Source organism: Ideonella azotifigens (genome assembly GCF_006519715.1).
Classification (GTDB): Bacteria; Pseudomonadota; Gammaproteobacteria; order Burkholderiales; family Burkholderiaceae_C; genus Ideonella; species Ideonella azotifigens.
This window is the reverse complement of the sequence record NZ_VIDT01000037.1, coordinates 1-19,029: the sequence shown is the minus strand read 5'-3', so window position 1 is coordinate 19,029 and position 19,029 is coordinate 1. Positions and strand designations below refer to the sequence as shown.

Here is a 19,029-nt window from a genome sequence, read left to right as displayed (position 1 = left end):
CGGCAGTTTCAGGCCCACGTAGGTGCCGGCGCTCAGGCCCATCAGCGTGAGGATGGACGGGTCCAGCTCCGGCATGGTCAGCCGGGTGCCAACGTGGATCAGGAACATCAGGCCCAGGGCGACCGTCATCACCAGCATCTGCAGCCGGTGGATGGTCAGGCCGTTGGCGTCGCTCAGCAAGTCATGGAAGAACACGCCGGAGTTGCCGGCGTCGGCCTTGCGGTCGGCCGAGACGCCGACCGAGGCCAGCGTGGTGGCGCTGGAGATGCCCATCAGTGAAAGCGCCTGGCCGCTGATCACCGGCATCTCGCCGGTCACCAGCCAGAGGAACACGAAGGACGCGAAGACGATGGCGAACCACCAGGCCATCTGTGTCTTGGCCAGGCTGAAGGTGCGGCTGGCCAGCGGCGTGCTGGGCACCGCGCCGTCCCGCAGCAGGGCGGAGAAGCGGGCAAGGTAGATCAGCAGCGCCCAGACGTAGGCCACGATGGCGAAGGCCACGGGCGACCACCAGGCGAAGATGGCGAAGCTGAATTGCCGGCCGCGGGGCGAGAGGTGGGCGGTCTTGCCGTCCTCGTTGGTCTGCACCAGCTCGTAGCCCAGCGTGCGGCCGTCTTTCACTGCGCTCAGCGGCTGGCCGAGGATCACGGTCCACACGGCCTGGTCAGCTTCGGCGGGCAGCTTGTTGTCGCCGTGGTGGAACCAGAAGGTGGCGACGGGCTTGGGCCCGTCCTGGCAGCCAACCGCGCGCAGGCCGGTGTCCATGCCTTCGACCTTCAGCACCAGCTTGCCGGTCTCGATCTCGTCGCACGAGGGCGACGGCAGCCGCTCGAACGACAGCATCTCGTTGACGCGGGGCTTCGCCTGGCCGGGCTGCAACCCGCTCTTCCAGACCACCGCCATCATGCAGGCCACCAGCACGGCGTAGATCAGGCTGGCCAGGCCAATGCGCTGGCCGTGGGTCAATGGTGTGGACATGGGGCGGTTCTCCCGGCGCGGGACAGCCGCGCAGCGGGGCGATGGTGGTCCGCCGGTCGCCCGCGGGCAATCCTCCTTCTGAGGGACAGCGGCCGGGTAGGCCCGTCCCAGGCCTGGTGGACGGGCGGAGGACTGCAACATACCAGGCGAACGCAGCTCTCAAGGTGCCCCTACCGCGGGCGGCGCGAGGGCGGCCTGCTCCAAGGACAGCGAGGGAACATCTTGGCGTTGGCGCCGCGATTGTGAGGATCACGGGCGGGAAAGCGCCTTTGCCTTGAGTTGTACAATTGAGTTGTACGTATTCAGGAGAGCGCCCGATGGACAGCATTCCCTACAGCGAAATTCGCGCACATCTGGCCGAAACCTTGCGTGAGCTGGAGGTGCGCGAGGAGCCGATCTACATCTCGCGGCGGGGTGAGCCGGCCGGGGTCTTGATGTCGGTGGCGCAGTACCGCCGGCTGACCACTGGTGACGTCGCGCCGGGCCCCTGGGCAGCGCTGCAGGCGTGGCGCAGTGAACACGCAGCCGAGCTCGCTCAGCAAGATCATGCGGACGACCCGTTTGCGAATCTTCGCGAGGCGGACGAGAACGGTGGCCGTGCACCATTCGAATGGCCGGCTGACGCGGGCTTGGGCAAGGCCGAAGGCGCATGACTGTGGCGCTGAGCCGTGAGCCGTCCCCAGCCATTCTTTGGCTGCTCGATGCCAACGTCATCTCGGAACTGGCCCGGTCTCATCCGGAGCCGCAGGTCGAGCGACTGTTCCAGCAACACCAATCGGAGCTGGCGCTGCCGGCACCTGTCTGGCATGAACTGAACTACGGCTTGCTGCGCTTGCCGGAAGGTGCGCGCAAGGCCAGGCTGCTGGCCTTTCTGCAACGGGTCTGCGGCACGCTGCCCAAGCTGCCGTACGACGAGGCGGCAGCCATGATCCATGCACAGCTGCGCGCTGAAAGCGCGGCCCGTGGCAGGGTGCTGCCGTTTGCAGACGCGCAGATCGCATCTGTGGCCATTGCGCAGGGCTGCACGCTGGTCACCCGCAACGCCAAGGACTTCGCCGATGTGCCGGGCCTGCGCTGGGTGAACTGGTTCAGCAACTGATCCGTCGGGAAATGCGCGTCACGTGAAGGTGATGTAGCAGCCGTTTCCGTCCCCTTGTTGACGAACCCCGTGTCTCGGTCGTCGCACGACGCGCCAGGCTTCGCAGATGTGCGGATTTAGCCTCGCTTGTCGGGGTTTGGACCCATGCAGCGGCACGGTGCAATGTCGATACCCGGCATGCCGACGGCTGTGTGCCGTGCGGTACCAAACAAGGATGTAGGCGATGAACTTGAACAATGTCTCCGTGTCGCGCAAGTTGTGGGCGACGATTCTGCTGCTGCTGGTGGCCGTGCTGTCGATTGCGGGGCTGACGCTTTGGCGCGCCGAGCAGGTGCGGCGGGCTTCCGTGGCGGCGCTGGCCGACACCCACGACATGATCGCCAAGTCGGTGCTGTGGAAGGGCTTGACCGAGGCAGCGGTGGCGCGGGGCATGGCTGTTTCGGTGAGTGGTGACCCGGCCTTGCGTGAGCTGTTCAAGGACAACCTGGCGAATGACGCACCGCGCATCGCCAAGCTGCGCGAAGGCCTGGCCAAGCAGGCGCAGACGCCGGAAGACCAGGCTTTGCTGAAGACGATTGGCGCCAACGGCAAGGCGCTGGTGGCGGCAAGCAAGAAGACCGGTGACCTGGGCGCTGCGGGCGACAAGGAAGGCGTTGCCGCGATGCTCAAGGCCGAGTACGCGCCGGCAACGCTGACCTACCTGGCCAGCATCGAGCAGTTCGTGGACCTGCAGCGCAAGAAGGGCGAGCAGGCGCTGGCGGATGCGGATGCCGTCCAGCGGCGCATCGTCGTGGAAGGCAGCATTGGCGCCCTGGTGGTGGGCCTGCTGTCGCTGTTTGCGATCCACCGGCTGGTGGGCTCGATCCGGCTGCCGCTGCGGCGCGCCATCGAGGTGTCTCAGGCGATTGCGGCGGGCGACCTGACGCAGCAGATCGATGACCGCCGTGGCGACGAATTCGGTGAACTGATGCGCGCGCTGCAGCACATGAACGGCGAGCTGGCGCGGGTGGTGGGCAATGTGCGGGCGTCGACCGACAGCATCGGCACGGCGTCGACCGAGATTGCCACCGGCAATGCCGACCTGAGCATGCGCACCGAGCAGACGGCTTCCAACCTGCAGCAGACGGCCAGCTCGATGGAACAGCTGACCGGCACGGTGAAGCAGTCGGCCGAGTCGGCCTACACGGCCAACCAGCTCGCCACGTCCGCCGCCGAAGTGGCCCAGCGCGGTGGCGCGGTCGTGGCGCAGGTGGTGTCCACCATGGACGAGATCCAGCACAGCTCGCGCAAGATTGCCGACATCATCGGCACCATCGATGGCATTGCCTTCCAGACCAACATCCTGGCGCTGAATGCCGCGGTGGAGGCTGCGCGTGCCGGTGAGCAGGGCCGCGGTTTTGCAGTGGTGGCGAGCGAAGTGCGTTCGCTGGCGCAGCGCTCGGCCGAGGCGGCGCGCGAGATCAAGGCCTTGATCGGCAGCAGCGTGGACCGGGTGGAAGCCGGTTCGCGCCTGGTGCAGGACGCGGGCAGCACGATGAACGACATCGTCGCCAGCGTGAAGCGGGTGACCGACATCATTGGCGAGATCACCGCCGCCGCGCGCGAGCAGAGCGAGGGCATTGGCCAGGTCAACACCTCGGTGACGCAGCTGGACCAGATGACGCAGCAGAACGCGGCGCTGGTGGAACAGTCGGCCGCGGCCGCCGAAAGCCTGCGCGAGCAGGCCGGCAGCCTGGCCGGCGTGGTCGCTCAGTTCAAGCTGCGCTGAGCGGCTTGTTTCCACAGAGCGCATGTTGCATGGCGCTCAGCGGGCCGGGTGGCAGTTGAACTGCCCCGGCCCGTTTTGCTTTCCGGTCAGAAGCCGGGCACCGGCTCGCCCAGCATCTTGGTGCGGGCGAAGACGTAGGGAATGGAGCCCATGGCCAGCAGTTCGTCGTGGAAACGGCGCTCGGAGTACTGCGCGCCGAGCTTTTTCTTGTAGTCGGCCTTTAGCGCCAGGATCTGCTGCTTGCCGGCGAAGTAGCAGATCAGCTGCGCTGGCCAGTTGACGCTGCGCTTGAGCTCGGGGTCGATCTCGCCCTTGCCGGGCTGGGCTTCGTCCTTCCAGTCGGCGCCTTGCTGCAGCGGCCATTTGCCGGTTTCGATGTTGACGTCGTAGACCACGCGGCGGATGCGGAAGCGGTCGCTGCGCAGCACGTTGTATTGCGCGGCCAGCGAGTTGCCCAGGCCGCCTTGCTCCCACATTTCCTGCTCGGCATACAAGGCCCAGCCTTCGTTCTGCACGGCATCCTGGAACAGGTTGCGCAGCGGATTCGGGTTCAGCCGGGCGATGCTGAGCTGCAGGTGATGGCCGGGCACGCCTTCGTGTACCGCATACGGCCCCATGCCGGTCTCCTTGAACAGCACCAGGCCGCGCACATTGCGCTCGCGCTCTTCCTGCGACATGGCGGGGTTGAAGTGGCCGATGTTCCACCAGCCGACCGTGTCGTCGATGAAGGGCGGCGGCGGGTTCATGCTGCCGCCATCGCCGGTCAGCGGCACCATCGCGTCAGGTGTGACGCGGGTGCGCACGGGGCCCACGCCCGCCGGCACGGTGACAAAGCCGGCCGCCTGAATCGCGGCCAGGTTCTGCAGCTGGATCTGGTCGTGCAGCGCCAGGATGGCGGCCTGGTTGAGCGCGGTGGCCTGCTGCTTCAGCTCGGGCGGCAGCGGCCCGGGCGGTGGCAACTGCGGCTTGAGCTTGGCCATCTCTGCGTCGGCCGTGGCCAGCTTCTGCTCGGCCAGTGCCAGCAGCGCGGCCGGGTCCCAGGGCAGCAGGCTGGCGTGCTTCAGGCGCCAGGCGTAGTTCTCGGCCCCAATGACGGCATAGGGCTGGTCGAGGTGGCTGCGTTCCAGTTCGCGGCGGTAGGCGCTGAGCGCGGCGATGGCCGCGTCGCCCTGTGGCACTGGCCTGGCCTTCAGCATGGCGATCATCCCGTCCAGCAGGCCTTGGGCAACCTCGGCGTCCACCTGCGTGGGCCGGCACAGCGCGCTCATTTCGCGGACCAGCGCGGGGATTTGCCCGGCGATGGCGCTCAGCGCATCGCTGCGGCCTGGTGCGTAGGTGAGGATGGCCAGGTAGCTGTTGGCCGTGGTTTCCAGCCAGGCGCCCGGGCGGTGCAGGTACAGGCGCTCGACGTTGAGCTCGCGGTCCATGCGCTCGGCATTGGCATACACCCAGCGCAGGTCGATCTGCTGGTCCACCGGCCACTGACGCCAGGGCAGGGCGCGCAGCCGGGCCATGTCCGCTCGCAGGCGCTTGGTCAGCGCCGCGATGTGTTGCGGCGCGAAGGAGGGCAGGCGCAAGGCGTCGTCGACCAGGCCGGACTGGGACGCGAAGTCCGGCGTGTAGGCGGCCTGCACCAGCAGCACGTCGCGGGCGACGGCAACAAAGCGCGGGTCGCCGGGGATCTGGATCTTGCTGATGCGCGGCGCGGCGACTACCGTTGCGGCTGCGGGCGCCGAATCGGCAGGCCTCGCGTGGACCGGGGCAGCCGCGAAAGCGGAAAGCGCTGCAGCGAGCAGCCAGGAAGGGGACGCGGAAAGGTTCGGCATGGCGTGAGCACAGTGGAGATGCGCCGCGCACGATAGCCGAAGCCGCGGCGCCCGCGCCTGCCGCGAGATGAGTCAGCCCAGCGCCCGGGGCCGTCTCATGGGCATTGCCTACTTTGCCGGGCGAACTTCGCCCGAACCCACCACGCTGCGGCTGACCTTGGGGTTGCCGGTGTAGCTGATGTCGCCGGAGCCGACGATCTGGCCGTTCAGCGTGTCGCTGGCGTTGACGCGGGCGTCGCCGCTGCCGGCGATGTTGGCCTTGACGTTGCGGGCTTGCAGGTCGAGGGCGTTGACGTCGCCGGAGCCGGCGATGTTGACGTCGAAGTCCGCGGCGCGGCCTTGCAGTGAAACGTCACCCGAGCCCGCGAGGTTGGTGCTCAGCTTGCCGAGCTCGGCATTGCGCAGCTTCACGTCGCCGGAGCCGGCCAGGTTGAGTTGGAACTTGTCGCCCTTGATGGCTTCGATGCTGACGTCGCCGCTGCCGCGGGAGTCCACAGCGGTGAGCTGGGTGAACTCGACGGTGATGCGGGTCACGCCGTTGGTGCTGATGCTGGTGTGGGGCTTGTAGGTCAGGACCAGCGTGTCGCCTTCCACCGAGGTGACGATCAGCGGCAGGATGTTGTCGTCCGCATGCACGGTGACCTTCTGGCTCGCGCCAGGCTTGGCGACCACGTTCATGCTGCCTTCCAGCCGCAGCCGGGTGAAGCCGCCGACGTTGCGCACTTCATCGACCATCTTGCCCGAGCCCTGGACCTTGGTGCTGTTGCCGAAGCTGATGTCGATGGCGTGCGCGGTGGCGGGTGCCAACAGCGACAGTGGCAGGCCTGCAGCGGTCGCGGCGGAAAGCGAAAGCAGGAAGCGGCGGGAGGTCATGGGGTGGGCCCTTCATCAAGACGTGGATGGTGCGCGGCGGCACAGGCCGTGCCGCTGCGATGCCCGGCATGCTAGGTGACGCCGGCGAGCGCCGGACCGGCTTGCGACAGGCCGCCGGTGCCGGGGGACGAAGCGTGGCATGGCGATGACGAACTGCACGGCGGCCTGCACGGCACCGGTTGCGGCGCCCGGCCCGTGCGAGTCAGTCCGCGTCCTGCCAGACGCCGTCCTGCAGCAGCTGGTAGGGCTTGAACTGCACCTTGTAGGCCATCTTCGGGCTCTCGGCGATCCAGTAGCCCAGGTAGACATGGCGCAGCTTGAGCTGCCTGGTCTGCTCGATCTGCCACATCACGCCATAGGTGCCGTAGCTGGCTTTCTCATCCGGATCGTAGAAGGTGTAGACGGCCGACAGGCCGTCGGACAGGATGTCGACGATGGAGACCATGCGCAGCAGGCCGGGGCCCTTGCCGTCGAGGTTGGGCTCGCGGAATTCGATCATGCGCGAGTTGACGCGGCTCTGCAGCAGGAACTGGGTGTACTGGTCCACGCTGTCCTGGTCCATGCCGCCACCGGCGTGCCGGCCGGCCTGGTAGCGCAGGTACAGCTCGTAGTGCTCGGCCACGAAACCCAGCCGCAGCACCCGGCTTTGCAGGTGGCCGTGGCGCGCCCAGGCGCGGCGCTGGCTGCGCGTGGGAACGAAGCTGGCCACCGGCACGCGCATGGGCTGGCAGGCGCGGCAACTGTCGCAGTAGGGCCGGTAGGTGAACAGGCCGCTGCGCCGGAAGCCGTTGGCGACCAGCGCGGAGTAGGTCTCGGCGTGGATCAGGTGGCCGGGGGTGGCCACCTGCGAGCGGGCCTGCCGGTCGGGCAGGTAGCTGCAGTCGTAAGGTGCCGTTGCATAGAACTGCAGCGACGTGAACGGGAGCTCTTTCGGATGCGTCACGGTGCGGGAGAGGCAGGCGCGGCGAGGCCGGAGGGGGGCGACGGCTCCCTGGCCGACGGTTCGGCCAGTCCCAGCAGGCGCCAATGCTGCGGATCATAGGCCCAGCGCGGCGGCTCGGGTGCCGCCACGGTGGCGGCGAGATGGGCTTCGAACTCGGCCCGCGGCACCGGCCGCGCGCCCAGGCTGGCCAGGTGGCTGGTGTCCTGCTGGCAGTCGATCAGGCGAACCTGCTCGGCGCGGCAGAAGGCGACCAGCGCGGCCAGCGCGATCTTGGAAGCGTCGGTGCGGTGGGCAAACATCGATTCGCCGTACACCATGCGGCCCAGGTTCAGGCAGTAGAGCCCGCCGACCAGCCGGCCGTCGATCCAGGTCTCGACGCTGTGGGCCACGCCCAGGCGGTGCAGCCGGATGTAGGCCTCTATCATCTCGGGCACGATCCAGGTGCCGGGCTGGCCGTCTCGCGGAGTGGTCGCGCAGGCCTGTATGACCGCTCGGAAGTCATGGTCGAAACGGATTTCGCAACCCGGCGTGGTGACAAAGCGCTGCAGCGTCTTGCGCAGTGAGCGCGAAAGCTTGAACTCTGCCGCCGGCAGCACCATGCGCGGGCTGGTGCTCCACCACAGCACCGGCTGGCCGGGGGCATACCAGGGAAAGATGCCGTGACGGTAGGCCTCGCACAGCCGCTCCGGCGACAGCCCGCCGCCCGCGGCCAAGAGGCCAGGGGCGTCGCTGTCTTCCCCCAGCGCTCGCGCGGTGGAAGGAAACGGCATGTCGTCGGTCAGCCAGGTGATCTGCATCGGCGCCCAGGATAGCGCCGACCGGGGCCGGCGTCGCGCCCAGGGACGGGCCTGGCGTGATGTCAGGCACTCATCACGGAGATCAAAGTAACGGGACGATCAACAGTGCGACGATGTTGATGATCTTGATCAGCGGGTTGATGGCCGGGCCGGCGGTGTCCTTGTACGGGTCGCCCACGGTGTCGCCGGTGACGGCCGCCTTGTGCGCTTCGCTGCCTTTGCCGCCATGGTGGCCGTCCTCGATGTACTTCTTGGCGTTGTCCCAGGCGCCGCCGCCGGTGCACATCGAAATGGCGACGAACAGGCCGGTGACGATGGTGCCCATCAGCAGCCCGCCCAGGGCGGCCGGGCCCAGCGCCATGCCAACGACCACCGGCACGACCACCGGCAGCAGCGAAGGCACGATCATTTCCTTGATCGCCGCGGTGGTCAGCATGTCCACCGCGCGGCCGTATTCCGGCTTGGCCGTGCCTTCCATGATGCCCTTGATCTCCTTGAACTGCCGCCGCACCTCGACGACCACCGCACCCGCTGCGCGGCCCACGGCTTCCATGGCCATCGCGCCGAACAGGTAGGGAATCAGCCCGCCGATGAACAGGCCGACGATGACCCGCGGGTCGCTGAGGTCGAAGCTGACATGCAGGCCGCGGCCTTCCAGCGAGTGGGTGTAGTCGGCGAACAGCACCAGCGCGGCCAGGCCGGCCGAGCCGATGGCGTAGCCCTTGGTGACGGCCTTGGTGGTGTTGCCCACGGCGTCCAGCGGGTCGGTCACCGCGCGCACGCTTTCGGGCATGTCGGCCATCTCGGCAATGCCGCCGGCGTTGTCGGTGATCGGGCCGTAGGCGTCCAGCGCGACGACGATGCCGGCCATGCTCAGCATGGAGGTTGCGGCGGTGGCAATGCCGTACAGCCCCGCCAACTGGTAGGCGAACAGGATGGCCAGGCAGACGAAGAATACCGGCCAGGCGGTGGAGCGCATGGACACGCCCAGGCCGGCAATGATGTTGGTGCCGTGGCCGGTGGTGGAGGCTTGCGCGATGTGCTGTACCGGCTTGTACTGCGTGCCGGTGTAGAACTCGGTGATCCAGACCAGCGCGGCGGTCAGCACCAGGCCCACCGCGCAGGCGCCGAACAGGCGCATGTGGGTGTTGGCGCCCAGCGCGTCGGCCGGCATGAACATGGTGGTGACGAAGTAGAACGCCACCAGCGACAGGATGCCGGCCACGGCCAGCCCGCGGTACAGCGCCGGCATCACGTTCTTCATGCCGGGCGAGGCCTTGACCACGCTGCAGCCGATGATGGAGGCAACGATGGACACGCCGCCCAGCAGCAGCGGGTAGACGACAGCGGCCATCGGGGCCGTGGCCACCACCAGCGCGCCCAGCGACATGGTGGCGATCAGCGTCACTGCGTAGGTCTCGAACAGGTCGGCGGCCATGCCGGCGCAGTCGCCGACGTTGTCACCCACGTTGTCGGCGATCACCGCCGGGTTGCGCGGGTCGTCCTCCGGGATGCCGGCCTCGACCTTGCCGACCAGGTCGGCGCCCACGTCCGCGCCCTTGGTGAAGATGCCGCCGCCCAGCCGCGCGAAGATGGAGATCAGCGAGGAGCCGAAGGCCAGGCCAAGCAAGGGCTTGAGCGTTGCGCTGAGCACATCCGGGGCGGTGCTCAGGTTGCCGGTGATGACCATCAGGAAGATGCCCACGCCCAGCAGCCCCAGGCCGACCACCAGCATGCCGGTGATGGCGCCGCCGCGGAAGGCGACTTTGAGGGCCGGGCCGATGCCCAGCGTGGCGGCCTGCGCGGTGCGCACGTTGGCCCGCACCGAGACATTCATGCCGATGAAGCCGCAGGCGCCCGAGAGCACCGCGCCGACGACGAAGCCGCCCGCTGTAAGCGGCCCGAGGAAGATGGCGATCAGGATGGCCAGCACCACGCCGACGACGGCAATCGTCTTGTACTGCCTTGCCAGGTAGGCGGCAGCACCTTGCTGCACCGCGGCGGCGATCTCCTGCATGCGCGGGTTGCCGGCGTCCTGTCTGAGAATCCAGCCTCGCTGGACAAACCCGTAGATCACGGCCAGCAGGCCACAGGCCAGCGCTATGTGAAGCGCCACGGTGTTGGACATCCAAGTCTCCTTCCGCTCTCAGACCAAGAAAACGCCGGGCCGCCCCAAGTTTTCTGACCCCCCCCGCGGGGGGCGGGCTGGGCGTAGCCCGGCCCTGGGGGCACGCACCAACATTGAGGATCTGCGCCCGGGTCCGAGGCCCGCGTCGGGACACATCCCGGGTCGCCGGGCGATGCTAAGGGGAAGGGCGGCGGGCCGGCATGGTGTTTACCTGCGGTGGTACCCAGCGCCTGCGAAAGCCGGTGTCCGTCAGGGGCGGGCAAGTCGGCTCCTTAGAATACGGGTTATCCCGCCGAGCGTTGGGCACTGCTTCAACCGCCGAATTTCCCCACTCCCTTCGAGACAAATCATGAGCCTGCAGAAAGTGACCGCTGGTGCCAAGGCGCCCGACCAGTTCAACGTGATCATCGAGATCCCGATGAATGCCGACCCGATCAAGTACGAAGTGGACAAGGAAACCGGCGCGATCTTTGTCGACCGCTTCATGACCACCGCGATGCACTACCCGTGCAACTACGGCTATGTGCCGCAGACGCTGTCGGACGACGGCGACCCGGTGGACGTGCTGGTCATCACCCCGTACCCGCTGACGCCTGGCGTGGTCGTCACCTGCCGGCCCATCGGCGTGCTGAAGATGGAAGACGAAGCCGGCGGCGACGCCAAGCTGCTGGCCGTGCCCATCGACAAGGTGCTGCCGATCTACACCCACTGGCAAAAGCCGGAGGACATCAACCAGATGCGCCTGAAGGCCATCCAGCACTTCTTCGAGCACTACAAGGACCTGGAACCGAACAAGTGGGTGAAGGTCCAGGGCTGGGAAGGCCCGGAAGCCGCCAAGGCCGAGATCGTGCACGGCCAGAAGCAATGGGCGGACAGCCAGAAGGCCTGATGCCCGAGGCCTTTACCAAGCTGAGTTAACGTCGCCCGCTTCGGGCGCGCATGCCCGTCGGCCGCCAACCGCGGCAGGCAGGCGTGGGCACAGCAGACAGAGCCGCCCCCGAGGCGGCTTTTTCGTGTCCGCAGCGCGCTGCCCTGCCTGCATCTGGAGATTCCTGTCGATGTCGCGTCGCCTTTCCCTGCGTTCACTGCGTTCCTTCGCACCTTCGGCCCTGGCCTGGGCCTGTGTCACCTTGCTGGCTGCGACCGGCGCTCAGGCGGCGGCGCCTGCACCGGCCCCCAAGGCCGCGGTCGCCGCTGCGGTCGCCGGGCCACTGGTCCCTGTGACCAAGGTCGAAGGCATCACCGAATTCCGCCTGCCCAACGGCTTGCAGGTGCTGCTGGCACCCGACGATGCCAAGCCGACCACCACGGTGAACCTGACCTACCACGTCGGCTCGCGCCAGGAGAACTACGGCGAGACCGGCATGGCGCATTTGCTGGAACACCTGATGTTCAAGGGCACGCCGACGCACCCCGCCGTGTGGGCCGAGTTCAGCAAGCGCGGGCTGCGGGCCAATGGCAGCACCTGGCTGGACCGCACCAACTACTTCGCCAGCTTCACCGCCAATGACGACACGCTGCGCTGGTTCCTGGACTGGCAGGCCGACGCGATGGTCAACAGCTTCATCGCCCGCAAGGACCTGGACACCGAAATGACGGTGGTGCGCAACGAGATGGAGCGCAGCGAGAACGATCCGTCCAGCATCCTGGAGCAGAAGGTGGTGTCCGCCATGTACGAGTGGCACAACTACGGCAAGAGCACGATTGGCGCCCGGACGGACGTGGAGAACGTCGACATTCCCCGCCTGCAGGCCTTCTATCGCCAGTACTACCAGCCGGACAACGCGACGCTGATCGTCGCCGGCAAGTTCGACGCCAAGCAAACCTTGGCCTGGATACAGCAGGCTTTTGCCAAGACGCCCAAGCCGACGCGGGTGCTGCCCAAGCTGTATACGCTGGACCCGGTGCAGGAAGGCGAGCGCAGCGTGGTGCTGCGCCGCCAGGGCGGCACGCCGCTTCTGAATGCGGCCTACCCGGTGATGCCCGGCGCGCACCCGGACAGCGCGGCCATGACGCTGCTGGGCTCGGTGATGGGCGACGTGCCCGGCGGCCGGCTGCACCAGCGCCTGGTGACGACCGGCCTGGCTGCAGCGGTGGAGTTCGACATGGCCCAGCTGTTCGACCCGGGCTTCATCGAGTTCCAGGCCAAGCTCTCGCCCGGCCAGGCCTGGGAGCCGACACGTGACAAGCTGCTGGCGACGCTGGAATCGGTGGGCACGGAACCCGTCACCGCAGAAGAACTGGAGCGTGCCCGCGGCCGCTGGCTGAAGAGCTGGGAGCTGCGCTTTGCGAACCCGGAGAGCGTGGGCGTGGCCTTGTCGGAAAGCGTGGCGCTGGGCGATTGGCGCATGTTCTTCCTGCAGCGCGACCGCATCAAGGCGGTGACGCTGGCGGACATCAACCGCGTGGGCGCCCAGCGCCTGCTGCGCGACAACCGGACGCTGGGCATTTACCTGCCCGACGATCACCCGCAGCGCCCGCCGGCGCCGCAGGCCGTTGCCGTGGCGGACCAGTTCAAGGACTACCACCCGGTGGCCGAGCTGCCGCAGGCCGAGGCCTTTGACGCCACGCCGGCCAACATCGAGGCCCGCACGCACTACAGCCAGATCGCCCCCGGCCTGAAGCTCGCGCTGCTGCCCAAGGGCACGCGCGGTGATCTGGTCAACGCCACGCTGGCGCTGCACCTGGGCGACGAGGCCTCGTTGAAGGGCCAGTCCGACGCGGCCGAGATGATGGCCGCGCTGCTGGACAAGGGCAGCGCCACGCTGAGCCGCCAGCAGATCCAGGACCGCCTGACCGCGCTGAAGGCCGAGCTGGCCTTCAGCGGCGGGCCGACCCGGTTGCAGGCGCGCATCGTCTCGCCCAAGGACAACCTGCCCGCGGTGATCGCGCTGATGGGCGAGCTGTTGCGCCAGCCGGCCTTCCCGGCCGCGGCGCTGGAGGAGCTGCGCCAGCAAAGCCTGGCCAGCCTGGAAACCCAGCGCAAGGAGCCGCAGGCCATCCTCAGCACCGAGCTGTCGCGCCGCGGCAACCCGTATCCGCGGGGCGACGTGCGCTACAGCGAGAGCTTCGACGAGCAGGCCGAAGACCTGCGCGCGCTGACGCTGGCGCAGGTGAAGGCCTTCCACCAGCGTTTCGTTGGCGCGGGCAACGCCGAGTTCGCCGCGGTCGGCGCGATGGACGAGGTTGCGGTGAAGGCGGCGCTGGAGAAGGCGCTGGGCGGCTGGCAGGCGCAGCAGGCCTTCCAGCGCGTGCCGGACCCGCTGGTGCCGCGCAAGGGCGAGCGCATGGTCTTCGAGACGCCGGACAAGCAGAACGCTTCGCTCTACGCCTTGCTGTCGCTGCCGGTCAAGGACGGCGATGCCGATGAAGCAGCGCTGCGCGTGGCCAACTTCATCTTCGGCCAGGGCGGCAACTCGCGGCTGTGGAAGCACATCCGTGAGGCCGAAGGGCTGAGCTACAGCGTGGGCAGCGGTCTGGCGCTGGACCCGCTGAACGCCAACTCGACCTTCTACGGCTTTGCGATCTTTGCGCCGCAGAACCGCGCCAAGGTGGAGGCCGCCTTCAAGCAGGAGTTCGACCGCGCGCTGGCCGAGGGCTTCAGCGCCGCCGAGGTGGCCCAGGCCCAGCAAGGCCTGCTGAACGCGCGCCGCCTGGCGCGTGCCCAGGATGGCGCACTGGCAGCCGGCCTGGCCAGCAATCTCTACCTGGGCCGCACCCAGGCCCAGTCCGAGGCGCTGGACAAGGCGATTGCCGGCGTCACGGCCGCGCAGGTCAGCGAGGTCTGGCGCCGCCATGTTCAGGCCGAACGCCTCTTGCTCGGCGTGGCCGGGGACTTCAAGGGCCAGTGAGGACGAGGCGCCGTCGGCCGCCGCCAGAAAGCGGCGGCGGCTGACAAGACGCGTGGCCGGCAGCGGGCAGCATCCTCGTGATGAGGAGCACCACCATGGCCACGCATTTCGACAGCATGACCGACAGGCTGAAAAACGCCTGGAAGCCGTTCAAGCGGCCAACCACCCGGCGCGCCTACCGCTGCCAATGCGGCCGGCCGGTCTTTTTCCGCAACAGCGAGTGCCTGTACTGCCACACCCCGCTGGGCTATGACCCGGCCTGCGCGCAGGTGCTGCCGCTGGCGCTGACGGAAGACGGCATCGCCTGGCGCCGCTTTGGCGTCGACGAACAGTCCACGCTGTACCGGCGCTGCGCCAACTTCCGCTCGGCCGCGGGCTGCAACTGGTTGCTGCCGATGCAGGCGTCGCCTGCGGCCGAAGCGTCGCCAGGTGCCGCGCAGGAACTTGCGCCTGCGTTGCCTGTCGTCGCGCATCCCGAAGCCGAATCCGCCGACGCCGAACCCCAGGTGCCACCGCCGATGATGTGCGCCGCATGCCGGCTGAACCGCACGATTCCCGACCTGTCTCAGCCGGAAAACCAGGGGCGCTGGGCGCATGTGGAACTGGCCAAGCGGCGCCTGGTCTCGCAGCTGATCGCGCTTGGCCTGCCGGTGGTGCCCAAGACCGAGGATCCGGACCGCGGCATTGCCTTCGACTTCCTGGGCCGCGCGCCGGACGGTCCGCCGGTGATGACCGGGCATGACCACGGCGTGATCACGCTGAACATCGAGGAAGCCGACGACGTGCGGCGCGAGCAGGTGCGTGCCGAGATGCGCGAGCCTTACCGCACGCTGCTGGGTCACTTCCGCCACGAGATCGGCCATTACTACTGGGACCTGCTGGTGGACGGCAGCGGCTGGCTGCCGCACTTTCGCGCACTGTTCGGCGACGAGCGGCTGGACTACACGGCCGCGCTGAAGGCCAACTACGAGCAAGGTCCGCCGGCGGACTGGCCGCAGCGCTTTGTCAGCGCTTATGCCAGCACCCATCCGTGGGAGGACTGGGCCGAGACCTGGGCCCACTACCTGCACATGGTGGACACGGTGGACACCGCTTTGAGCTTCGGCATCGACGCCGACGAGGTCGAGCTGGAAGCCGACCCGTGGACGCAGGAGTCGCTGTGGCAGCCAGCGCATCCGGGGGCCGAGGCTTTCCTCGGCTTCCTGAATGCGTGGGTGGAGCTGACAGCGGTGATCAACGAGATGTCGCGCAGCATGGGCCAGCACGACTTCTACCCCTTCGTGCTGCCGCACCTGGCCGTGGCCAAGCTGCAATTCATCCACCTGGTGGTGCAGGGTGGCGAGCCGCCGCCGCCGGCGCCTGCGCCTGCGGCGGCTGTGCCGGCCGCGACAATCGGGGCGCGGCCGCAAGCAGCACTTGCAGGCTGAGCCCGCCCCTTCCTGTTGTTCACCTGGGCGCTGCTTGCAGCGCATGCATTGCCATGAGCCTCTCCACCGTCTTCCAGCACTTCGCCAACAAGACTTCGCGGGCAGCCGGCCAGCCGCTGACTTTTGTCGGCGCTGTCACGATCATCGTGCTTTGGGCCTTGTGCGGGCCGATGTTCGGCTTCAGCGACACCTGGCAGCTGATCATCAACACCAGCACCACCATCGTCACCTTCCTGATGGTGTTCCTGATTCAGAACACGCAGAACCGCGACGGCGAGGCGATGCAGATCAAGCTCGACGAGCTGATCCGCGCCGTCAAGGAGGCCAACAACGCGATGATCGACCTGGAACAGCTGGACGAGGCCGAGCTGGACCGGCTGCGCGAGACCTACATCCTGCTGGCGCAGAAGGCGCGCCGCGGCGTGCAAGCCGGCAAGGACAGCGCCGAGATCATTCAGGAGCAACTGGACGAGGAGCCTTGAACGGGTCGCGCTCGCGCAACTCGTCCATGTAGGCGCCCATGCCTTCGGTCTCACGGGCCAGGAAGTCTTCCACCGCCGCTGAGAATTGAGGGTGCGCCAGCCAGTGCGCCGAGGCGGTGGCCACCGGCAGCAGGCCGCGTGCCATCTTGTGTTCGCCCTGCGCGCCGCCCTCGAAGCGCGCAAAGCCCTGGGCAATGCACCACTGCAGCGGCTGGTAGTAGCAGGCCTCGAAGTGCAGCTGCGGCACATGCACCGCCGCGCCCCAGTAGCGGCCCCAGGCGCTGCGGCTGGCGCGGTCGATGGCCAGCAGCGACGCGGCAATCGGCTGGCCTTCGCGCTCGGCGATGAACAGCAGCCAGTGCGACGACATGGTCGTGGCCATGCGGCGGAAGAAGTCGCGCGTCAGGTAGGGCGTGGAGTGGTGCTCGGCGTAGGTCTGCTGGTAGCAGCGGTAGAAGAAGTCCCAGTCGGCTTCGGTGATCTGCGCGCCTTCCAGCGTGCGGAACGAGACGCCCGCCTCGGCCACGCGGCGGCGCTCCTGCTGGATCTTCTTGCGCTTCTCGCGCTGCAGGCTGGCCAGGAATTCGGCGAAGTCGGCAAACGGCCCGTCTGGCCCGACGCGGTTTTCCCAGTGGAACTGCACGCCGCTGCGCAGCATCCAGCCGGCGGCGCGGGCGGCGGCCTGTTCGTCTGCGTCCAGGAACAGCAAATGGGCGGAGGACAGCTGCTGCGCTTCGGCCAGCTGGCGCAATGCGGCCAGCAGCGCCTTGCGTGCCGGTGCGTCGGCCGCCAGCAGCCGGCTGCCGGGCACGGGGGTGAAGGGCACGGCCGTCAGCAGCTTGGGGTAGTAGTCCAGCCCGTGGCGCTGGTAGGCGTCGGCCCAGGCCCAGTCGAAGACGTACTCGCCATACGAATGGCTCTTCAGGAAGGCGATGGTGGCACCGACCAGTTCGCCTCCACGCGACAGCCCCAGCCACAGCGGCGCCCAGCCGCTGGCTTCGGTGGCGCTGCCGGACTGCTGCAGCGCTGCCAGGTAGGCATGGCGCATGAACGGCGTGGGCTGGGCCTGGCGGGCCAGCAAGGCGTCCCAGGCGGGGGCATCGAGCTCGGCGGGATCGGTGTGGATCGCCAGCGTGTAGTCATTCATCCGGGCGCTCATTCGGGCGGGTGCCTCCGCAGGCTGGCTTGGGGCGGGAAGAACCAGTACATGTGCGCCGGATCTTAGGCGTAAGTCCTATTCCCTGCGGGTCACCCGCCGGACTTGCGCGCAGGGTTCCATGCTTAAATCAAGCCCAGCATTCGCCATTCGGCGTTGGCACCATGGAGAAGGTCATGAAGCAGATCACCGCCATCATCAAACCGTTCAAGCTCGAAGAGGTTCGGGAGGCCTTGGCCGAGGTGGGCGTGTCGGGGCTGACCGTCACCGAGGTAAAGGGTTTTGGCCGCCAGAAGGGCCACACCGAGCTGTACCGCGGCGCCGAGTACGTGGTCGACTTCCTGCCCAAGGTCAAGGTCGAGGTGGTGGTCAAGGACGTGGATGTGGATCGCAGCATCGAGGCCATCGTCAAGGCCGCCAAGACCGGCAAGATCGGCGACGGCAAGATCTTCGTCACGGCGATCGAGCAGGTCGTGCGCATCCGCACCGGCGAGACCGACGAATCGGCGGTCTGACACCGCGCCTGCCGCGCCCCGCTGGCGCAGGTTTCAGATGCGGCTGAAGTCTTCGCGCCGCGTGCTGATGACACTGGCTGCGGCGATCTGACTCAGCAGGGCCTGCGGATCGGCCTGTACCTGCAGCAGCGCCTGCTGGCCAGCATCGACAAAGCCGCTGGCTTCGGTCTGCTGAAGAAAGCCCAGCAGCAGGTCGTAGAAGCCGCCTACGTTCAAAAGGCCGATGGGTTGGTCGTGGTAGCCCAGGTGGCGCCAGGTCCAGACTTCGAACAACTCTTCCAGCGTGCCCAGGCCGCCGGGCAGCGCGATGAAGGCATCTGCCGCTTCTGCCATGGCCTGCTTGCGGGCATGCATGGTGGGCACGACGACCAGTTCGGTCAGTCCCGTGTGGCCCACCTCGCGCGCCTCCAGCCGCTGCGGGATGACACCCAGCACCGAGCCGCCGGCCGCCAATGCGGCGTCCGCCACTTCGCCCATCAGGCCCACGCGGCCGCCGCCATAGACCAGCCGCCAGCCGCGTTCGGCGATCAGGCGGCCCAGCGTGCGGGCGGCTTCGGTGAACGCCGGGTCACTGCCGTGGCGCGAGCCGCAGTAGACGCAAACTGAAAACGGGCGGGTGGCGACAGTCGTCATGGCCTCAAGCGTACCGCAGGGCCGCCGCTGCTCAGGCTGTTGAAGAAGATGTCGCCTCGGCCTTGGCGACCGGCCGCTGGGGCCGCCAGGTGATGAGCCGCGTGCCGCAGACCGCGTCATGCCAGAACTGGCGCTGCGGATGCAGCCGGGCAAGTGCCGCATAGCCCAGCACGCCGGCCAGCAGCACGCCGAAGATGGCCGGGCCATGCAGCCCGGCGAAGTGCGCCGTGGCCAGGGCCGGTGCAAACCACAACCAGGCGAGCACGAAACGTCCCAGCGCCCGGGTTTGGCCGACCGGACGGCCCTGGCCGTCGACCAGCCGGACGTGCCAGGCCCGCATCGCCACGGTCTGGCCGCCATGGCTCCAGAACCAGACGAAGTAGATGGCCAACACCACCAGCAGGAACAACTGCAGCCCGGTGACGCCGATGCGGGCGTCCTTCATCTGCGTCAGGGTCGAGTACAGCCAGCCCGCCAGCATCAGCACGCCGAACAGCAGCACGCCTTCATAAGTGAAGGCGGCCAGCCGGCGCATCACCGAAGGTGTCTGCAG

17 protein-coding genes are annotated in these 19,029 nt (G+C 68.0%); 8 read left to right on the top strand and 9 right to left on the bottom strand.

Going from position 1 to position 19,029, the window contains the following annotated elements; translation table 11 throughout:
• A partial coding sequence (locus FKP22_RS04665) for a hypothetical protein (RefSeq protein WP_211361305.1) occupies nt 1-978 on the bottom strand: 978 nt, incomplete at its 3' end.
• 317 nt (nt 979-1,295) lie between these two features.
• Here FKP22_RS04665 and FKP22_RS04660 point away from each other — a divergent pair.
• From FKP22_RS04660 to FKP22_RS04650, 3 genes are all read left to right on the top strand, one after another.
• Nucleotides 1,296-1,631, top strand: a complete 336-nt coding sequence (locus FKP22_RS04660) for a type II toxin-antitoxin system Phd/YefM family antitoxin (RefSeq protein WP_141285658.1) — start codon at nt 1,296-1,298, stop codon at nt 1,629-1,631.
• The gene (locus tag FKP22_RS04655) at nt 1,628-2,077 is read left to right on the top strand and encodes a type II toxin-antitoxin system VapC family toxin (RefSeq protein ID WP_141285656.1); all 450 of its coding nucleotides are present in this window, start codon (nt 1,628-1,630) and stop codon (nt 2,075-2,077) included. The genes FKP22_RS04660 and FKP22_RS04655 overlap by 4 nt, the downstream gene beginning before the upstream one ends.
• 223 nt (nt 2,078-2,300) lie before the next feature.
• On the top strand, nt 2,301-3,845 hold the full coding sequence (locus FKP22_RS04650) for a methyl-accepting chemotaxis protein (protein ID WP_141285654.1): 1,545 nt from the start codon (nt 2,301-2,303) through the stop codon (nt 3,843-3,845).
• Nucleotides 3,846-3,931: 86 nt separating this feature from the next.
• Here the strand turns inward: FKP22_RS04650 and FKP22_RS04645 are convergent, their stop codons facing one another.
• The 5 genes from FKP22_RS04645 to FKP22_RS04625 form a co-directional block, all read right to left on the bottom strand.
• Entirely contained in the window at nt 3,932-5,671 is a 1,740-nt protein-coding gene (locus FKP22_RS04645; protein ID WP_141285652.1) for a DUF885 family protein, read from the bottom strand.
• Between the two features lie 108 nt (nt 5,672-5,779).
• Nucleotides 5,780-6,544 (bottom strand): head GIN domain-containing protein, encoded by a 765-nt coding sequence (locus FKP22_RS04640; RefSeq protein WP_141285650.1) that lies wholly within the window; start codon nt 6,542-6,544, stop codon nt 5,780-5,782.
• A 202-nt stretch (nt 6,545-6,746) separates the two neighbouring features.
• The gene (locus FKP22_RS04635; protein WP_141285647.1) at nt 6,747-7,487 is read right to left on the bottom strand and encodes an arginyltransferase; all 741 of its coding nucleotides are present in this window, start codon (nt 7,485-7,487) and stop codon (nt 6,747-6,749) included.
• Nucleotides 7,484-8,284, bottom strand: a complete 801-nt coding sequence (aat, locus tag FKP22_RS04630) for a leucyl/phenylalanyl-tRNA--protein transferase (RefSeq protein ID WP_141285645.1) — start codon at nt 8,282-8,284, stop codon at nt 7,484-7,486. Before aat ends, FKP22_RS04635 begins: the two co-directional genes overlap by 4 nt.
• An 82-nt stretch (nt 8,285-8,366) precedes the next feature.
• Entirely contained in the window at nt 8,367-10,412 is a 2,046-nt protein-coding gene (locus FKP22_RS04625; RefSeq protein WP_141285643.1) for a sodium-translocating pyrophosphatase, read from the bottom strand.
• A 349-nt stretch (nt 10,413-10,761) separates the two neighbouring features.
• Here FKP22_RS04625 and ppa point away from each other — a divergent pair, with 349 nt between their 5' ends.
• The 4 genes from ppa (at nt 10,762) to FKP22_RS04605 (ending at nt 16,172) form a co-directional block, all read left to right on the top strand.
• Entirely contained in the window at nt 10,762-11,301 is a 540-nt protein-coding gene (gene ppa / locus FKP22_RS04620; protein ID WP_141285641.1) for an inorganic diphosphatase, read from the top strand.
• Nucleotides 11,302-11,470: 169 nt separating this feature from the next.
• Nucleotides 11,471-14,263 carry a M16 family metallopeptidase gene (locus tag FKP22_RS04615; RefSeq protein ID WP_141285639.1) on the top strand — a complete coding sequence of 931 codons (2,793 nt, stop codon included), beginning with the start codon at nt 11,471-11,473 and terminating at the stop codon, nt 14,261-14,263.
• Nucleotides 14,264-14,358: 95 nt separating this feature from the next.
• Entirely contained in the window at nt 14,359-15,690 is a 1,332-nt protein-coding gene (locus FKP22_RS04610) for a zinc-binding metallopeptidase family protein (protein ID WP_375140558.1), read from the top strand.
• Between the two features lie 53 nt (nt 15,691-15,743).
• Nucleotides 15,744-16,172, top strand: a complete 429-nt coding sequence (locus tag FKP22_RS04605) for a low affinity iron permease family protein (RefSeq protein WP_141285636.1) — start codon at nt 15,744-15,746, stop codon at nt 16,170-16,172.
• Here FKP22_RS04605 and FKP22_RS04600 read toward each other — a convergent pair.
• Complete coding sequence (locus FKP22_RS04600) at nt 16,141-17,319, bottom strand: GNAT family N-acetyltransferase (RefSeq protein WP_141285634.1); 1,179 nt, start codon at nt 17,317-17,319, stop codon at nt 16,141-16,143. The genes FKP22_RS04605 and FKP22_RS04600 overlap by 32 nt on opposite strands.
• 185 nt (nt 17,320-17,504) lie before the next feature.
• Here FKP22_RS04600 and FKP22_RS04595 point away from each other — a divergent pair, with 185 nt between their 5' ends.
• A complete protein-coding gene (locus FKP22_RS04595; RefSeq protein ID WP_141285632.1) occupies nt 17,505-17,843 on the top strand; it encodes a P-II family nitrogen regulator in 339 nt (112 codons plus the stop codon).
• A 33-nt stretch (nt 17,844-17,876) separates the two neighbouring features.
• On the opposite strand, the gene FKP22_RS04590 is transcribed toward FKP22_RS04595, so the two are convergent.
• Nucleotides 17,877-18,476, bottom strand: a complete 600-nt coding sequence (locus tag FKP22_RS04590) for an LOG family protein (protein WP_141285630.1) — start codon at nt 18,474-18,476, stop codon at nt 17,877-17,879.
• A 31-nt stretch (nt 18,477-18,507) separates the two neighbouring features.
• Nucleotides 18,508-19,029: RDD family protein (locus tag FKP22_RS04585; RefSeq protein ID WP_310733304.1), on the bottom strand; the 522-nt coding region annotated here is incomplete at its 5' end.